Annotated in this window: 18 protein-coding genes; 8 read left to right on the top strand and 10 right to left on the bottom strand. The window is 41.9% G+C overall.

All coding sequences use genetic code 11. The features are described from left to right. Nucleotides 1-62 precede the first annotated feature (62 nt). Together C2M33_RS17635 and C2M33_RS17630 are read left to right on the top strand one after the other, a co-directional pair. Nucleotides 63-449 carry a hypothetical protein gene (locus C2M33_RS17635; RefSeq protein WP_063701886.1) on the top strand — a complete coding sequence of 129 codons (387 nt, stop codon included), beginning with the start codon at nucleotides 63-65 and terminating at the stop codon, nucleotides 447-449. Beyond that, nucleotides 450-950 carry a prolyl-tRNA synthetase associated domain-containing protein gene (locus tag C2M33_RS17630; RefSeq protein WP_063701883.1) on the top strand — a complete coding sequence of 167 codons (501 nt, stop codon included), beginning with the start codon at nucleotides 450-452 and terminating at the stop codon, nucleotides 948-950. Here the strand turns inward: C2M33_RS17630 and C2M33_RS17625 are convergent. Continuing rightward, nucleotides 917-2053 (bottom strand): MFS transporter, encoded by a 1137-nt coding sequence (locus C2M33_RS17625; protein WP_063701881.1) that lies wholly within the window; start codon nucleotides 2051-2053, stop codon nucleotides 917-919. The genes C2M33_RS17630 and C2M33_RS17625 overlap by 34 nt on opposite strands. A 232-nt stretch (nucleotides 2054-2285) precedes the next feature. On the opposite strand from C2M33_RS17625, the gene C2M33_RS17620 reads away from it, so the two are divergent. From C2M33_RS17620 to C2M33_RS17600, 5 genes are all read left to right on the top strand, one after another. Next, nucleotides 2286-2825 carry a DUF2058 domain-containing protein gene (locus C2M33_RS17620; RefSeq protein WP_063701878.1) on the top strand — a complete coding sequence of 180 codons (540 nt, stop codon included), beginning with the start codon at nucleotides 2286-2288 and terminating at the stop codon, nucleotides 2823-2825. A 103-nt stretch (nucleotides 2826-2928) separates the two neighbouring features. Then, nucleotides 2929-3252, top strand: a complete 324-nt coding sequence (locus C2M33_RS17615) for a c-type cytochrome (RefSeq protein ID WP_063701876.1) — start codon at nucleotides 2929-2931, stop codon at nucleotides 3250-3252. A 128-nt stretch (nucleotides 3253-3380) separates the two neighbouring features. Next, entirely contained in the window at nucleotides 3381-4148 is a 768-nt protein-coding gene (locus tag C2M33_RS17610) for a class II aldolase/adducin family protein (protein WP_063701874.1), read from the top strand. A gap of 9 nt (nucleotides 4149-4157) precedes the next feature. After that, nucleotides 4158-5333 carry a mandelate racemase/muconate lactonizing enzyme family protein gene (locus C2M33_RS17605; RefSeq protein WP_054552450.1) on the top strand — a complete coding sequence of 392 codons (1176 nt, stop codon included), beginning with the start codon at nucleotides 4158-4160 and terminating at the stop codon, nucleotides 5331-5333. 410 nt (nucleotides 5334-5743) lie between these two features. After that, nucleotides 5744-8764: a TonB-dependent receptor gene (locus C2M33_RS17600; RefSeq protein ID WP_105175061.1), complete on the top strand. Its 3021-nt coding sequence runs from the start codon at nucleotides 5744-5746 to the stop codon at nucleotides 8762-8764. Between the two features lie 81 nt (nucleotides 8765-8845). Here the strand turns inward: C2M33_RS17600 and C2M33_RS17595 are convergent, their stop codons facing one another. The 9 genes from C2M33_RS17595 to C2M33_RS17555 all read right to left on the bottom strand — a co-directional run bounded on the left by C2M33_RS17595 (nucleotide 8846) and on the right by C2M33_RS17555 (nucleotide 16045). After that, nucleotides 8846-9220, bottom strand: coding sequence for a hypothetical protein (locus tag C2M33_RS17595; RefSeq protein ID WP_105175060.1), 375 nt, complete (start codon nucleotides 9218-9220; stop codon nucleotides 8846-8848). An 8-nt stretch (nucleotides 9221-9228) separates the two neighbouring features. Then, the gene (locus tag C2M33_RS17590; protein WP_105175059.1) at nucleotides 9229-10776 is read right to left on the bottom strand and encodes a S41 family peptidase; all 1548 of its coding nucleotides are present in this window, start codon (nucleotides 10774-10776) and stop codon (nucleotides 9229-9231) included. Nucleotides 10777-10820: 44 nt separating this feature from the next. Continuing rightward, nucleotides 10821-11663 (bottom strand): amidohydrolase family protein, encoded by an 843-nt coding sequence (locus tag C2M33_RS17585; RefSeq protein WP_105175058.1) that lies wholly within the window; start codon nucleotides 11661-11663, stop codon nucleotides 10821-10823. Further along, entirely contained in the window at nucleotides 11660-12385 is a 726-nt protein-coding gene (locus C2M33_RS17580) for an SDR family NAD(P)-dependent oxidoreductase (protein ID WP_105175057.1), read from the bottom strand. Before C2M33_RS17580 ends, C2M33_RS17585 begins: the two co-directional genes overlap by 4 nt. A gap of 9 nt (nucleotides 12386-12394) precedes the next feature. Continuing rightward, nucleotides 12395-12883 carry an FKBP-type peptidyl-prolyl cis-trans isomerase gene (locus C2M33_RS17575; RefSeq protein ID WP_063701864.1) on the bottom strand — a complete coding sequence of 163 codons (489 nt, stop codon included), beginning with the start codon at nucleotides 12881-12883 and terminating at the stop codon, nucleotides 12395-12397. Nucleotides 12884-12947: 64 nt separating this feature from the next. After that, nucleotides 12948-14429, bottom strand: a complete 1482-nt coding sequence (locus C2M33_RS17570; RefSeq protein ID WP_063701890.1) for a LysM peptidoglycan-binding domain-containing protein — start codon at nucleotides 14427-14429, stop codon at nucleotides 12948-12950. A gap of 43 nt (nucleotides 14430-14472) precedes the next feature. After that, a complete protein-coding gene (locus C2M33_RS17565) occupies nucleotides 14473-15459 on the bottom strand; it encodes an MBL fold metallo-hydrolase (RefSeq protein WP_105175055.1) in 987 nt (328 codons plus the stop codon). 68 nt (nucleotides 15460-15527) lie between these two features. Continuing rightward, the gene (locus C2M33_RS17560; RefSeq protein WP_105175054.1) at nucleotides 15528-15815 is read right to left on the bottom strand and encodes a cell division protein ZapA; all 288 of its coding nucleotides are present in this window, start codon (nucleotides 15813-15815) and stop codon (nucleotides 15528-15530) included. Next, nucleotides 15815-16045, bottom strand: a complete 231-nt coding sequence (locus C2M33_RS17555) for a hypothetical protein (protein ID WP_054552458.1) — start codon at nucleotides 16043-16045, stop codon at nucleotides 15815-15817. The genes C2M33_RS17560 and C2M33_RS17555 overlap by 1 nt, the downstream gene beginning before the upstream one ends. Nucleotides 16046-16285: 240 nt before the next feature. On the opposite strand from C2M33_RS17555, the gene C2M33_RS17550 reads away from it, so the two are divergent. Then, a complete protein-coding gene (locus tag C2M33_RS17550; RefSeq protein WP_105175053.1) occupies nucleotides 16286-17125 on the top strand; it encodes a 23S rRNA (adenine(2030)-N(6))-methyltransferase RlmJ in 840 nt (279 codons plus the stop codon). The last annotated feature ends 15 nt before the right edge of the window (nucleotides 17126-17140 follow it).

The raw sequence follows: 17140 nt of genomic DNA, 5'->3' as shown, positions 1-17140 counted from the left end.
TTACTCTGTTGTTGTATTTTTGATAGACTAGTGCGCATACACTGTACAAGGCTTATCCAATAATGAAAAAAATAGCATGGCTTTTGGTTGCTTTACTTGCCGGTTGCGCAAGCCAAGAAGAGGCCCCTCCGTTTGAAATTAACAATAAGCAGTTTTACGAAAAAAATGACGACCAAGGCAATAAAATTTTTGCCTATGTGGTGTCAGTAAAAGCCCAAGGTCGTCGCCCAATAAACCTTGATAAGCCTATGACACGTAGCCAATTTAAAGATTTTGCCGAACAAGAAGTCTTTGAAGAATCAAGCAACTTAAAGCTCATGCTTGAGGATCAAGCGGTGGAATTATTAAACGAAGAACTTAAAGAACGACAATACTGTGACGAGAAGCACGTCATTGATGAAGTATTATGGCGTGATTTAAGTGTGCAATTACGAGGACGTTGTTTGTAAATGTATGCAGATAAAAGCAAGTTAGCTGCTACGCTAGCTCAATTAGATATTAATTATGATGTGATTGAGCATCCACCATTACACGGTAGCTTAGATGCCGATAAATTTATGCTCGATAGACCGGGCACTCGATTAAAAAACTTGTTTCTACGAGATAACGAAGGCAAGCGCCACTTTTTAGTGATCACTGCTCACGACAAGCAGCTTGATTTAAAGGCTATTGCTCAACAGCAAGGCTTATCTCGATTAGGGTTTGCATCCGATGAGCGATTAGCGCGCTATCTAAAAGTGCCACCGGGCTGTGTTTCTATGTTGGCACTTTTAAACGATAAGCAAAATAATGTCACCCTTTGGCTAGACCAAGAAATTTGGTTTAACGAGCTTTTTCATTGTCACCCTTTTGAAAATACCGCGACATGGCTGATGAAAAAAGATGATTTAGAACGCTTTTTTGAAAGTACCGGGCATCAACCGCGTATCGTATTTCTACCAGCCAAATAAACTAAGCTTAAACCCACTAAGCAGACTAAAAGTAGCACGGTCATAAAGGCAACTTGGCCGTGTTGCTGATATACCAGCCCAGGCAATAACGAGCCCAGTGCGCCACCGCTATAATAAAACGATACATAGCCTCCATTCGTCACACTTGCTGGTGCGCTGCTGATTTTATTTACCAGAGGGGCGGCACTTGAGTGGATCACAAACATTGCACCGCAAAAGCCAGTAAAAGCGACCACAAATAGCAGTAACTGTTGGCTCATTAATAACACCATTGTTAGGCTATAGAATACAAATACCCAAGTTAGCAAACGCCAAGGCGTTGATGACTTACGTAACAGCCACGGTGTGGCTATGGATGCCAGCGCACCTAATAAATAACCACTGTAAACGAGTCCGATATCGCGGGTATTAGTGATAGCAAAGCTGTCTTGCAAAATGAAAGGTAAATAATTTAACAGTGCTGCAAAGCAAAAAAACATACAAAACACTGCCCCGTAGAGCTTTAATACGAGTGGATCTTTTAATTGCTTTAGATACAACAGCGGCGATTTTGCAGCGTGAATGCTTGCGCTTTTGCTTGATTTGGGAATGGCGATTGCAAACAGTACTAAGCCAAGCGCAATCACATAATAAAAACTTTGCCAGCTTAAAAAGTCTGTAAATAAGGCGGCAAGCATGCGTCCGAAGTAGCCACCGACTATGGTACTGCCAATGTAAAGAGTCATATTACGTTGTAATTGGTCGGCCTGATAAGTCACACCTATATAACTGGTCATAGCGGTGAGCGCCGCGGGAAGGGTGATCCCTTGGATAAAGCGAACCAGCAATAGCAACTCAAAGCTTGGTGCAAAGGTAAAAGCAACGCAGCTTATGGCCAACACGAGCATGGCAAATTTCAAAATTGTAAGTGGATTTCGCTTAGCTAAGAACAAGCCGTAAACTAAAGGAGCAATGGCCAGTGGCAGCATCGTCGCGGTCATTAAGCTACCAGCAGTGGCTGGCGATACAGAAAAATGGCTGGCGAATAATCCTAGTAAGGGTTGTGGGGCGTATAAAACAAAGAAAATAAATACAGAGCAAAGTAACAAATGTCGCAGCTGCATTTTTAGCTCCCTAGAGGAAAAGCCCTAGCTTATCGGGTACAGGTTTTTTTACAAGTTTAAAGGCGACTAAAATTATAAATCTTGCGTTAAATCAAAGTGTCATGATTTCATCGCATGTTAATCTCACTGCAATATACTCGATTGCTGTGAATCAAGTGGGCTCAGTACTGTTATTTGTTGGCAGAGCTGATTAAAATAACCCTAATACGCATTATTAAATTGGAATTTCGTCATGGGTTCATTACAAGATCAATTACTTAAAGCTGGCCTTACTACGGCACACAAAGCTAAAGTAGCCAAAACAGAAAAGCGCAAACAGCAAAAGAAGAAAAAGAAAGGCGCCACCAGTAATCCGAGCGATTTACAAAAACATATTGAGCAAACTAAGCTTGAGCAGCAGAAAAAAGCCGATGAGCTTAATAAAGCGCGTTTAGAAGAGCAAAAACAACGTGAGCAAGTTGCCCGCGTTAAGCAAATTTTAGAGCATCACAATCAAGATGAAATTCGTGGTGACCGAACATTTAACTTCACTTATCAAAATAAAGTGAAAGAGCTAGAAGTAAACGAAAAAACACAAAAGGCCCTTGCTGGTGGCCGTTTGGCAATTTGTGTTTTAGAAGGCCAATTTTTTGTACTGGAAGACGAGCCAGCACGAAAAGTCGCTGAGGTCAGCGAAGATTATATAGTGTTCCATGTTGAGCCTGAAGATAAGCAGAAGGATGAAGATGATCCGTATGCTGATTTTGAAGTACCTGATGATTTAATTTGGTAATACCTGTTTCGATTGCCGTTACAATTTTCGGGTGCAATATTGTTAAATCATGGTCTACACTAAAGAAAATGTTTAATAACCCGTCAATAAAGAGAAGATACAAATGAGCAAGATCACGAAAATTTTATGTGGGGCTGGCATTGCAATGGCTGCAAGCTTATCTTTCAATTCGATGGCAGCGGATGGCCAAGCTCTTTACACAGCTAAGCTTTGCCAAACTTGTCACGGTCCAGAAGGTAAAGCGCCTATCATGGCTCAGTACCCAAAATTAAATGGTCAAAATAAAGAGTACTTACTAGCGCAAATGAAAGACATCAAATCAGGTGCGCGTAGTAACGGTATGACTGCTGCGATGAAAGCGATGGTTGCAAACGTATCTGAAGAAGAAATGGCTGCAATTGCTGATTACTTATCGCAAGTAAAATAAGCATACATAAAGCGAAAAAGGCCACATCAATTGATGTGGCCTTTTTGTATCATCTATTGATCATCCATTAATAGTAATTTAGACTTCTATACATCTATTTGTGCTGTGTCACATTTACAAGGTTTCCCATGTTTGACTTACCAAAACTCGATTTAAAAAATAAAGTATCTGAACAAGAATGGCAGCTTCGTGTTGATTTAGCTGCCTGTTACCGTTTGGTGGAGCACTTTCGATGGGGTGATTTAATTTACACTCATCTGTCGGCACGTTTACCGGGCACAGATCAGTATTTGGTTAATGCGTTTGGTTTAAGTTTTGATGAAGTGACAGCATCAAACCTTGTGAAGGTCGATTTAGCAGGTAACATTCTTGATGACACGCCGTTTAAAATTAACCCGGCAGGTTTCACCATTCATAGTGCCATTCATGAAGTTCGTGATGATGCTCATTGTGTTATTCATTTACACACAAAAGAAACCATCGCCGTTGCAACGCAAGAAAAAGGCCTGTTACCACTAAGCCAATACTCAATGTTCTCATTGCCATCATTGTCTTATCACGGCTACGAAGGGTTAGCGGTAAACAGTGATGAGAAAAAGCGTCTGCAAGATGATTTAGGCACCACTAATCACATGTTATTGGTTAACCACGGTGGCTTAACCGTTGGTCCAACCGTGGGTGATGCGTTTATGCGCTTTTACGATTTGCAGCGTGCGTGTGAAATTCAATTGGCTATTCAAGCCAGTGGTCAAACAGCAATCCCGGTACCACAACCAATTATCGATAATATTTATAATCAAGCGAATGTCGTGCATAGCGGCAGCACGGGTGGTCAACTAGCATGGCCAGCAATGTTGCGTAAAGCTTATCGTCTTGATCCTAGTTTTGCTCAGTAAGGAGTAACCATGAAAGTTAATCGCGTCGAAGTGTTCGATATTCATTGTCCAGACAGACCTGCTTGGACACCTGTTTTTGTGCGTATTCATACTGATGAAGGTATTAGCGGTGTGGGTGAGGCAGGCCTTGCTTATGATTTAGGTCACAGTGCAGCAGCGGCAATGATCAAAGAAATGGCTGATGCCTTTTTAATTGGTCATGACCCATTCCAAACAGAAAAACTGTGGTCTCGAATGCTACGCGAAAGCTTTTGGGGTTTAGGTGGTGGTCCGGTTGTATATGCAGCAATGAGCGCCATTGATACTGCGCTTTGGGATATTAAAGGTAAAGCATTAGGCTTACCTGTTTACCAGCTATTAGGTGGTAAAGTTAACGATAAGCTACGTACTTATGCATCACAATTACAGTTTGACTGGGACAGCGAATTTAAAGCGCTTGTTCACCCAGAAGAATATGCAGAAGCAGCACTTAAGGCGATGGCTGAAGGGTATGATGCGGTAAAAGTTGACCCTATTCAGTACGATAAAAACGGCAATACTTATTATGATCGCACTAACATTATTTCTCGTGCAGAAATGAAGTTATATCGTGCGCGTATGCAAGCTATTCGTGAAGCGGTAGGTGACGAAGTTGATATTATTTTTGAATGTCACAGCTTACCTGGTGCGACATCAGCAATTCAAATTGGTGAAATTGCGGAAGAGTTCGATTGTATGTATTACGAAGAGCCAGTGAACTACTTAAATCATTCATTACACGCAAAAGTTGCCGACAAAGTTGCCGTGCCAATTGCAGGAGGCGAACGTTTGTATAATCGCTGGGGTGTGCGTCCATATCTAGAAGATCAAAGTATTGATGTACTTCAGCCAGACTTAGGTCTATGTGGTGGTTTCACAGAAACTAAAAAAGTGTGTGATTATGCTGATATCTTCGATGTGCGTATTCAAGCTCACGTGTGTGGCGGCCCAGTTGCAACCGCAGCTTCGTTGCACTTAGAAACCGCAATTCCTAACTTCTTAATTCACGAACATCACACCTATGCGATTAAGAAATGGAACCGTGAATTGTGTATTCAAGATCCACAACCTAAAAATGGTTTCTTCCAAGTATCAGAAGAGCCAGGTATCGGTATTGAATTAAATGATGAAGTTGTTATGCGTTCTCAACGTGTTGAGATTAAGTAACACTAATTCACAATATCAGAGTTAAAATTTAATTTTGAACAATGAAAAGCCCGTAAGGGCTTTTTTTGTGAGAAAGTGTAATTGTTAAAAATTATTTATTGGGCTCATTTATAAAATAATTAACGATCGGTGATTAAAAAGGAAAGCCTTAATTCCTTAGGTTTAATGTTAAATATAAGGTTTGTTTTTACTTTTTTAATATAGTTTCAATGTTAATTGTTTATGTTTCTGAAATTATACTTCGCAAATCCTATTGATTACATAAAGTTACATTTATCCATTATTCCTAATAAATATGGATTTTTTGTAATATATTTATGTTTTTTAATTTACATTCTTGTTTCACTTTACTAATGTAAATATGCCTTTTTAAAGGTATGAATAATTATAATTTAAACAGGGATACAAAAATGAAATCAATGTTTCGGAAAAGCATAACAGCGATTGCAGTAACTGCATCGTTAGGTTTAGCCCTTCCCGCATCAGCATCAGACGTTATTGGTTCTGTTCAGAATGTGACAAATACCTCTTCATACACTGTAAAAGTTAAAAACCCAGCAACAGGTTTAGAACGTACTTTAAATATTTCAGAAAATGGAACGTTCCGCTTTGCATCACTACCATCAGGTAACTATGACATTCAGATTCTAAAAGACGGTAATGTTGTTGCTGAAGATAAAGTGCGTGTTTCTTTAGGTGCTAACTCAAAGGCAAACTTTGATTTAGCAAGCGTTGCAAACTCGGGCCCTGAAGTTATCCAGGTTGTTGGTGCGCGTATTTCATCTATCGATTTATCTACAGCTGACTCAGGCTTAGTTATTACCGATGCTGAAATCGACCGTATGCCAATTAGCCGTGACCTTACTTCGGTTGCATTATTAGCACCTGGTGCAGTTAAAGGTGATAGTGCATTTGGTAACACTGCGTCATTTGGTGGCTCATCTGTAGCTGAAAATGCTTGTTATATCAATGGTCTAGAGGTTACAAATACACGTCAAGGTTTAGGCTGTGGTGAAGTGCCGTTCGAATTTTATGACCAATTCCAAGTAAAAACGGGTGGTTACTCAGCTAAGTTTGGCCGAGCGACAGGTGGTACGATTAACACCACAACCAAAAGTGGTACCAATGAGTGGGAATTCTCTGCAGTTGTGCAATACGCCCCTGATTCACTACAAGATGATGGCTCAATCTCTCGTGGTAACCAAGGTGCCGGGCAAATTTTCCGAGATGAAAGCGTAGCCTCTGATAATAGTGCTGATATCACTTTAGCAGTGGGCGGTCCGTTAATTGAAGACACTTTATTCTTCTACGGCTTAGTTAACCCTCGTGATACTGAGTCTACATATACTTGGGGTGGTGACGAATTCTCGCCAAATGATCAATATCGCAAAGAGTCAGCATCAGGCGGCGATAACTTATTCTGGGGTGGTAAACTAGATTGGGATATTACTGACAACCATCGTTTAAGCTATTTCGCTTACTCAAACCGTCGTGATATCGAGCGCTCTGTTTATGAATATGATAATGGTGCGATTGGTGATCGTATCGATGGCGCACTTCTAAAGCGTGGTGGTAAAGCACAAAGCTTAAGCTATACAGGTATCTTAACAGAAGACCTAGTAGTGACTGCAATGGCTGGTAACATCAAAACTGAATATGAAACTCAGTCTGAAAACCTAGTTTGTCCAAGTGTAACTGACTCGCGTGGTACTTCAAACCCAATCACTGGCTGTGGTGCTGGTGGTAGTTACGGTGCAAATAACGATGACAACACTCAATACCGCTTAGATGTTGAGTATGTGTGGGATGCACACGAAATCAGCTTTGGTATCGATTACCAAGAGCGTAAATCAGAGCGAATCAGCCAGCCAATTGGTGGTCATAGCTATGACTATCGTACACTTGCTGCAAATGGTAGCTGGCAAGCTGATAATGGTGCGCTTACCAATAACACAGGTGCTGCACTTGATTATGTTGAAGATCGTATCTTTGACGGTGGTGGTAGCTTTGAATCAGAATTAACAGCTTACTACCTTGAAGACCGCTGGCAAGTAACTGATGACTTTGCAGTGAATGTTGGCTTACGTATCGATGAATTCGATAGTTGGGGTACAACAGGCAAGTTATTAACAAGCTTTAAAACAGATATCGCACCGCGCTTAGGTTTCACTTGGGATCCAACAGGTACGGGTGATACAAAAGTGTACGGTACATATGGTCGTTACTACTTACCAGTTGCTAATAACACGATTTTCCGTGCGGCATCAGGTGTAAGTGATATCACGACTGCCTACACATATACGGGTGTTGATCCTACAACTGGCGCACCAACAGGCCTTGCTCCTTTAGCTGATTCTATCGGTAGTGGTGGTTTAGCAAACTCACAACAAGTGAGTGGTGTACCAGTTATTCCGGAAAAAGATATTTTCCAAGCAAAAGAAGCGGATCCGTTCTCTAAAGATGAATACATCATCGGTGTACAACAAGCGCTTAATGATGAATACACTGTAGGTGTAAAAGGTACGTATCGTGAAGTTGCAACCGCACTTGATGATTACTGTGGCCGTTATGCATACCCATACTGCGTCATGATCAATCCAGGTTCTACATCAAGCTGGTACAGCGATGGTTACTACTGGAATGGTACAGATTGGGGTGACTCAAGCTTTGATAATGACGGTGTTCCAGATGCTGGCTCACTAACAACTTACTCAGCAGAAACAATCGGCTTGCCGAAAGCAAACAATGAGTATACGTCAGTTGAATTTAGCTTAGATTACCGCGCAGAAACTATCCGCTACCAATTTGGTTATACATGGGCGCGTAGTGTTGGTAACTTCGAAGGTGCTGTTAAGTCTGACATCGGCCAAGCTGATGCGGGTATTACGCAAGATTTCGATTTCCCTGCAGTAATGGATGGTTCACAAGGTTATCAGCCTAACGATCGTCGTCATACGTTCAAGTTCTTCGGTAGCTGGGAACCTGTTGAAAACCTAACAGTTGGTTGGAATGCGACACTTCAAAGTGGTCGTCCACAAAGCTTATTTGGTCAAGGTTACCCATCAAAAGATCCAAACCTAAATGGCGGCTGGGGTGATACTTTCTACATCTATACCAATGAGTGTCCAGACACAAATGGTGATGGCGAATGTCAACAAGACGAAAAAATCTATGAGCAGCACACTCGTGGTACAGCGGGTCGTACTCCTTGGACATTTAACTTAGATTTATCAGCTGCATATGACTTCACAGTATCAGATATTGATATGCGTGCGACTATTAACGTATTCAACGTACTTAATAGCCAAGAAATCACATCAGCAAATGAGCATTATGAGCAAAATGAGGGTGAAGTTAACTCTTATTATGGATCTGCGTATACATGGCAAGCACCACGCTATGTACGCTTAGGATTTGAAGCTCGCTTCTAAGCATAAGAACAATCAATTTGATTGTCCCCCGACTAAAAAAGCCCGTAAGGGCTTTTTTTATAACTACTATTCAGGTTTAAATTAATCAATTGGCCTGCATTTTACCAAAGGTAGTGGCTCGGTTGCTTTACTATCTAAATGACGAACAAAGCACATGCTGTTTTTGATCAATAATTCAAAGCGCTCAGGCATCGTTAGCTGTTTGCCCATCATCGGGTTACCCTGAGCATCTACAACACTCATACTATCTGTGACTAACACGCTGCTATTTATAAACGCATCATTGGCAACTGCGATTGGCTTACTATGCATTAATCTGGCAATGCCTTGTGCTATTAGCTCACTTTGTGGCTCAGTTAGCCGCGCATGTTGTAATTTCGGTGTTGGCTCTTGGCTTTGTGCACTACAGCCTAGCAGCGTTGATATCAGTAATACACTAGTTAGTTGGGCTCTCATTAAGGTTCCTACTGCTCTAAAATTTTACTTTGCTGAAGTAAGGTCGAAGTACGGATGTCATGCACTTTTGGTGAGTCTGTAAAAATTGCTGGTGCAAACCCTTGTTCACTAATCGTTGAAGTGGCTTGAGGGCAACGGCCTGTCTCGCGATAGCTAAGTGCAGTACTTAGCATAGCTTCATTTTCATCGCCTAATTGGTGTGTGAAGTCATCAGCGACAGCACAGCCTGGGATCATCACTGGCTGATACTCGCTATCATTGCTATTTTGTGGCGCAAAGCCATCAGCATATTCACCAAATTCTTTGTTATTGACGCCGGTAAATTGAATACTGAAATAAGTGGTATCACAGTTATCAGTCGGGTAGTAACCATAAGGTTTACCGCAGGTTGTTTCGCCTATTTGAATTACCTCGATATCGGCACCCCGTAGGCCATTAATCACAGCCTCACTGGCTGAGCAGGTGTTGCCTGTTGTCAGCACAAAAACACGTTCTAGGTTCAACGAAGGCAATGGGGTTCCTGGGCTGATAGCTGGGTTTTCGGCAAAGCCTAAAAACTCATCGGTAAAATAAACGGGTTCTAAGCGATCGCCAGTAACGGGGTTAAAGGTTGGATGTTGATCGTTAAAAATAGTGCGTTCAAAGATTTTGCCTGAGGTGTTGTTTCCGCCTGCCACCATGTAAGCAACTTGGCTGGCCATTAATAAGTATCCACCAGGGTTGTAACGCATATCGATGATCAAGTCTTTAACGTTAATTGCAGCTAAGCTGTTAAAGGCGTCATACAAGGGCTTTTCTGCCACAGCATTATGGCGATTAAACTGAAAGTAGCCTACTTCACCATTGGCAAAGGTCTTTATGTTGCTAACTGCTTGGCCTGTAATGGTTTGTGCAGTCATAGTCACTTCACGAATTTCGCTGGTATTAATGTCTTTGAATACAAAAGAGGTTACTTTGCCGGACTCCGAAGGAAAGAGGCCTGCATTTAATACATCAACCTCAGCTTGGGTGCTGGCATTAACAAAGTCAACGCCATCCACTTCAACGACTTCTAAGCCACGGCTCAGATTGAGGTTTGCAGCCGGTGAATTAGGTTCTGTGTAGCTGATAATCCCTTTGCGAGGGGCGCTGGCACTGATTAACTTAAGTTTAAAGCCATAACCAAAAGACTGCCCTGATTGGCTCTGAGCTTGCCATTCGTCAGTTGGCAAGCTGGCATGAAAGTTATCTTTGTTTGCACCTGAATCCGTGGTGTTTTGGGTTTTTAATAAGGCAAAGTAATTTAAAACACCGTCAGTTAATGCAGGGTCGCGGTCCGTTATTTCGTCATACCAAAGATAGGTTTCGTGACTCCAAGCGCGTAGCCAGTGCTTTTCATTGAGTGCTTGGCATTGTTGGTCAAATTTACTTGATGGCTCAAATACACCTTCAGTCCATGTGATATCTGCAGCATCGATAGTCCCTGACTCTGAGCTACCAGAGCCACCACAGCCTGCAATGATAAGCGAACACGTAACTGCTACAGCAGCTAAAGGCTTTTTAAAATGAACAAACATAACACCAACCTAAACAGCTTTACTGACCTGAATATAGCTAGTTTTTAAGCAATTAGATAGATTTCGCGGGCGTTTTTATAGCTTAGTTTATGCCATAAACTCGACTGCGAGCACAATGAGTGATAGTGCTTCCAGCAGTTTGTGTAACTGGTATTCATTTGGCAAACAGGGAAATTACTGGCAAACATAACGCGATGTTCACCAAAGTACTTAACTAAATTATTAACCAGCCAAAGGTGTTTGTTTACGGCAATTTGTGTGAATTCTAAGCCTGAGAACTTTATTGCGATATTATCGCAGCGGCTGAGTTTAATGATTGCTTCAAGCCATCTTTGCTCATCACTAATAAAGCCTAAATGATTAATTACCACACGTAATGAGGGCAGTGCGATGCAATACTTAATAAGCTGCTCAGTCGCCTGCATGTTTTCAATTTCAAACTGTGCTTCAAAGTGTAAGTTTTCGCCTGCGAGCATGGCTAGGTTGTCTTGGCAGTGAGGAGTTAATAAGCGCTTGGCTTCATCACCTTCGGTTATATCGCGAATACCAACCAAAGATGGATGATCTAATTCATTGAGTGACGCTTCAAAGTGTTTGCTAGATGCGTCAATCGCGCTGTAGCTGATTGCTCGATAGGGAATATCATTTAAGTACGTTGCAAGCCAATTAAGCTCATTCACTGGCGCTTGATTATCAAAGCCAGCTTCAATATGCACCAAGGCTTCTAGTTGAAATGGGCAAGCGGCTTTAAGTTCTGAGCTAGTAATTTGCTTTTTGATTTTATCTAAATTTGGCCAAGGGGGGGGGGTGCTACCTTGTAGCCAAGTGTATTGACCCTCAGTGAGGTTAAAAAAGTGCACATGGGGGTCAATAATTTTGTCGCTCATTGCGTGGTGTATCCACCATCAATACTTTGTAAACTACCAGTAATAAAGCTTGCTTCTGGGCTTATTAAAAAGTTCACCAAAGCAGCAATTTCTTCTGGTTGCCCTAAACGGCCTAGCGGTTGCAGTGCGGCTTCTTCAGCAACAATTTCTGCTTTATCGGCACCACTGCGCTGACAATATGCATCAATCGCATTATGAAACAATGGTGTTTCTATCGTACCCGGACACACTGCGTTAGCACGAATGTTAAACGCCGCATAATCGAGTGCTGTCGTTTTTGCCATGGAAGCTAGCGCGTGCTTGGTTAGGTTATAAGCAAACGAGTTTGGTTTGCCAATGATTGCCTGATCAGAGGCAACCAATACGATACTGCCGCCTTGCAGGCTTTTCATGTTAGGTAATACAGCTTGAATTGCAGCATAGGCACCTTTCACATTGAGCGCAAACAGGGCATCAAACGTTGCTTCATCGGTATTTTCAATGTTGGCACTTAAATGACGACCCGCATTAGAGACTAAAGCATCAACGCGACCCGTCTGAGCAATAATTTCGGCAATAACCGATTTCACCTGCTGAACATCACTGACATCACAGTAATGATAATTGCCCTCAGACGGGGTGATATCCAAGTTATAAACTGTGTAGGCTTCACGCTCTAAACGCTCAACTACAGCTTTACCAATACCTTTACTGCCACCGGTGACAATTGCAACGTTTGTCATTTTTTACCCTTAGTGGCTGTGGCCACAACCGCCTTCACCGTGCACGTGGCCGTGTGATAATTCGTCAGCTGTTGCTTGGCGAACATTGATCACTTCAACATCAAATGTCAGTGTTTTACCAGCAAATGGGTGGTTTAAGTCACAATCTGCATTGAAACGGCCTACTTTAACGATAGTCACTTGGTGACGACCTTGGTTTGAATGAACGATTGCAGTCATACCTGGCTTCCACACTTTTGTGTTGCCTTGTAAGTGCTTAAGAGGAATACGTTGAATTAGATTATCAACGCGCTCGCCGTAAGATTCGCTAGGCTCAAGTGTTACGCTGAAGTTATCACCAGCCGCTTTACCTTCAAGGGCTTTTTCAAGACCAGGAAGCATGCCTTCAGTGCCATGGATATATGAAAGTGGCTCGCCATCTTTGCTTGATTCGATTTGCTCGCCTGCTTCACTAAGTGTGTAGTGAAATTCAACCACAGCGTCTTTACTGATTTGCATGTTATTTCTCTTTTGAATTTAAAATATAGGCGCTGATTTTACGCTAACCACAAAGCGTGAGCAATCAAGGCTTTTTCAACGAGCTTTCGATACCTGACAACATGGCTTCGCTGGCTGGTACTTGCGGCTCAGCGGGTTTTGCTTGCGGTAGGTGCAATGTCAAAATGGTGCCTGGTTTTAAAATGCTGGTGGCACTGAGTTTATTCCACGTTGCAACGTCTTTATGAGGCACGTCGTATAGCTGACTGATACTCCAAATTGAATCACCTGGTTTAACGAGGTAATCAACCGCAATGGTTGCGATAACTTCCTCATGCTGTTCAAGGTAAGGGCTAATATTGTAATCAACCAGTAAAGATTCAGGCATGGTTTGGGGCTGCGATAATCGCAATTGTTCACCGACTTTAATCAGGTTACTTGTTTTACTATTAAGCGCTTTCAGATCCTTTACAGACATATTAAAGCGTCTGGCAATGCCATAAAGGGTATCGTCTTTTTGCACTATATACTCACCGGCAAAGTTGTTGCGAAACAGCTTACTTTGCAACAAGGTGCGGCGCTCCATAGGTAAAAGCAGAGTATGTGGACCATTTGGCGAGCTTTGGTTTTTTAAATATCCTGGGTTTAATTTGTGGAGCTGATTATGCCCCACGCCAGATAAGTTAGCGATCACCGAAAAATCAAATTGCTGGCCAACATCAAATTCTGTGGTGAGTGCTTTATTCGCTAATTTAGGGCGCTTTAAGCCTTGTTCAGGATGCTTTAGTAAATAGCTAAGTGCCAAAAGTTTAGGTATATATTCAGCGGTTTCTTTTGGTAGTGATAATGACCAATAGTCAGTTTTCTTGCCAAGCTTTTTATTTTTTTCGATAGCTTTTTTAACGCGTCCTTCACCACTGTTATAGGCTGCAAGGGCATGCAGCCAGTCACCATCAAAGCGTTTATGTAAATAACTTAAATAAGCTAAAGCGGCATCGGTTGAAGCGAGTATGTCTTGGCGGCCGTCATACCATTGGTCGCTTTGCACACCAAAATGATAAGCCGTTGCGCCGACCAACTGCCAAACACCAACGGCTTGCTCTGATGATCGTATTGTTGGTCTAAAATCACTTTCAACAAAGGGTAATAGGGCCAGCTCCATCGGTAGCTTCTGTTGCTCGATACGTGTGACGATATGATACAAATAAGGTGCCGCACGTTTATTTACTTTAATCAGGTAATTGGGTTGTTTTAAATACCATTTTACTCGTGCAGATGTATGTTTATTGGTTTGAAATACCAGCGTTAAATTGTTGGCGATATGCTGCCATAGATCTTTCGAACGAGGCTTTGCTAACGGGGTATTATTGACTGCTATGGGCACAGCAACAGGACGTGGTTCGACAGCTGTTGAATCGACAAACTCACTAGGTGCTTGCTGGGTTGTTAAATCAGGCTCGTAATGGCTAAAAATCTCCGGCCTTGCCCGTTGTTGTTCTGTTTCTTGCTGAGTTAGTTGGCATCCTTGTAAGCCAATAAACAAGCTCAGCAAAAGTAAATATTTCAAACTTACTTGAGCCATATAATAAAATCCTTTTACTATTTTAGCCCTATTTTGACAATTTGCTCTGTTTAAGTCCAGCTTCTAGAAACATAGAAAACGCTCTTTCGCCCACTTCATCAAGTTGGTATTGCTGTTTAACGTCTGAAGGAAAAAGTGGAATTAATTCACTCACTGGTTTATCCGGCGAGGAATTTGTCAGCTCTTTAATGGTTTTCAAAAACTTTAAAGGGAGCGCAAGTTCAGCAGGTGTCAGCGGCTTGCCGTGACCCGGTAAAATAGTTGTCAGTGTGGTATTTTTTTGAATATCTTGCAGTGCGGTTATCCAGCGCGTGAATGTACCATGCCCAGGGTAAGGTAAGCTGTCGACTATATCGCCGCCTAACAGCACGCGACCTTGATCTGCCCTTAAAGTGAGATCTCCCTTAGTATGCGCTTGGTAAGGTGTAATAACGACGGGGTAGTTACCAAGGTTTAGCTGTGTTGACTCAGTAATGCTAATAGCTGGCGGGTTTAAGGTGAGCTCTCGCCAGCGAAATAAGCGCTTTTTTGCAAGTTCAAGTTTGTCGCGCCAAATAGCTTGTTGATCTTCAGGTTGATTGGCAAGCCGTTGATAGCTGAGCTCGATGCTTTTTTCATAGCCATCTAATTTATCTGCCAATGCTTGCTGCATTGCTGAAAACTCAGTCGCTACTTGCTGATGTACAATGAGTTTAGCTTCAGGGAACTCAGCTTGTAAAACGGCCAAGCCTAGCAGATGATCATCATGATAATGACTCGCCACTAAATAACATAATGGTGTTTTTAAGCGTTCTTTTAGCTGCTCAGCGAGCTTTTCTACCTCGGCAAAGTTACCACTGGCATCAAACATTAAGGCACATTCTTTACCCTCTATCAGCACTTGATTCGAATCGTAAAAACGCAGTTTATTTTGTTGTCGTAGAAATTGGATTTCAGGCGTGATGCTATGCCAGCTAACGCTTGCTTGGGCGCTATAGCTTAGAAATAAACAGAACAAAAAAGCACAAAATCGCATGGTGTTTAGCTCGAATAGGTGTCAGTGCAGTTGATTGTAAACAAAAAAAGCGCCAGATGCGCTTTTTTCTAAATACTAAGGTGTTGGCTGAGCTTATCTATTAAGCTGTCATGTTGTTGCTCTTGTTCTGCTTGTTGCGATTTAACTTCAAGCAATTCATGACTTAGATGTAATGCTGCCATTAGCAATGCTTTTTGGTCATTGCGAACCGATGAGCGTTGTTTCATTTGCTCCACTAAGTCATTCAATTTTTGTGCAGCAGCAACTAGGGCATGCTCTTGCCCTGGTGGGCAAGAGAACTCATGCTCTTTACCTAGTAGCTCTACGGTGACCCGCTGACTTTGTGGGCTGCTCATTAGCTAGCCTGTTGAACGCTTTGCAATTTCTCAAGCAGGCCAGTCAATGTGCTGCTTGTATCTTTTTGTTTCTCTTCGTTTTCTAGTACTTCCAGTTGCAGAGTTTCGTTCTCATCTAAAAGCTTAGCGGTTTGTTCTTGCAGGCTTTTAACTTCACTTTCAAGTTCGCTGTTGCGAAGGATTAATTTGTCGATCAGTTGTTCGAGTTGGGAAAGGGTTTCGTTATTCATAAATGCGCTCATAAAACTGTGATTATTGTCATGCAAATGTAAAGGAAAGTGTCTTGATATGCCAGCATTTACGGCCTTTTTAGGGGATTTTTATTTATTATTAAGGTGTAATTCAGCGTAGCGGCTTTTTTATTCATTTTTGATTCACGAAAGCGCCAGATCCTAGGATCATTTTCTGTTTATCATGTACAATATGGCCATTCATTTTTAATGCAGTTTTGCATTTGGCGACTTATAAATATGCTTAGTTATCGACACTCTTTTCATGCAGGCAACCCTGCTGATGTGCTAAAACATCTTGTTCTATCTGAAGTTCTTAAATACCAAACAATTAAAGATAAACCGCTTGATTATGTGGACACCCACTCAGGTGCTGGCTTTTTTGAACTTGCAGGCAGTGATGCACAAAAAACACAAGAGTATTTAGATGGGATTGCTAAGCTTTGGCAGCACAACAGTGAGCATGATGCACTTAATGAGTATATTGAGCTGATAAAATCATTTAACTCACATGGTAATTTAGATTTTTACCCTGGTTCGCCAAAAATTGCAGAGCACTTTTTACGTCGCCAAGATAACGGGTGGTTCTTTGAATTGCATCCACGTGACTTACAGTTACTGCAAGACAACATGAAAGGTAAGCGATCTATTCGCGTCCGTGGTGAAAATGGCTTTCAAGGCTTAGTTGGTTTATTACCACCAGCATCACGCCGGGCTTGTGTGCTTATTGACCCTCCATACGAAATTAAAAACGATTACGACACGGTCGTTAATACCCTTGTTAAAGCACATAAACGCTTTGCAACTGGAACATACATGATTTGGTATCCGGTTGTAGACCGCGAACGAATTGACCGTATGGAAGCGGGTTTAATCGCTTCGGGTATGCGTAACATTCAGCTGTTTGAACTCGCAACAGAGGCCGATACCGACGTTCATGGTATGACAGCATCGGGTATGATAGTGATCAACCCGCCATGGAAATTAAAGCAAACAATGGATGCGGTATTACCTGAGCTTGTTTCATTACTAAGCGATAGCAGTGGTTTTTATCGCAGCGAACAACTAGTTGAAGAATAATTTTTTCAATACAAA

Origin of the sequence: Pseudoalteromonas sp. T1lg122 (assembly GCF_002964825.1) — a bacterium.
In the GTDB taxonomy this organism is placed as follows: domain Bacteria; phylum Pseudomonadota; class Gammaproteobacteria; order Enterobacterales; family Alteromonadaceae; genus Pseudoalteromonas; species Pseudoalteromonas gelatinilytica.
The sequence above is the reverse complement of the archived record's forward strand: the minus strand, read 5'-3'. Positions and strand labels throughout refer to the sequence as shown.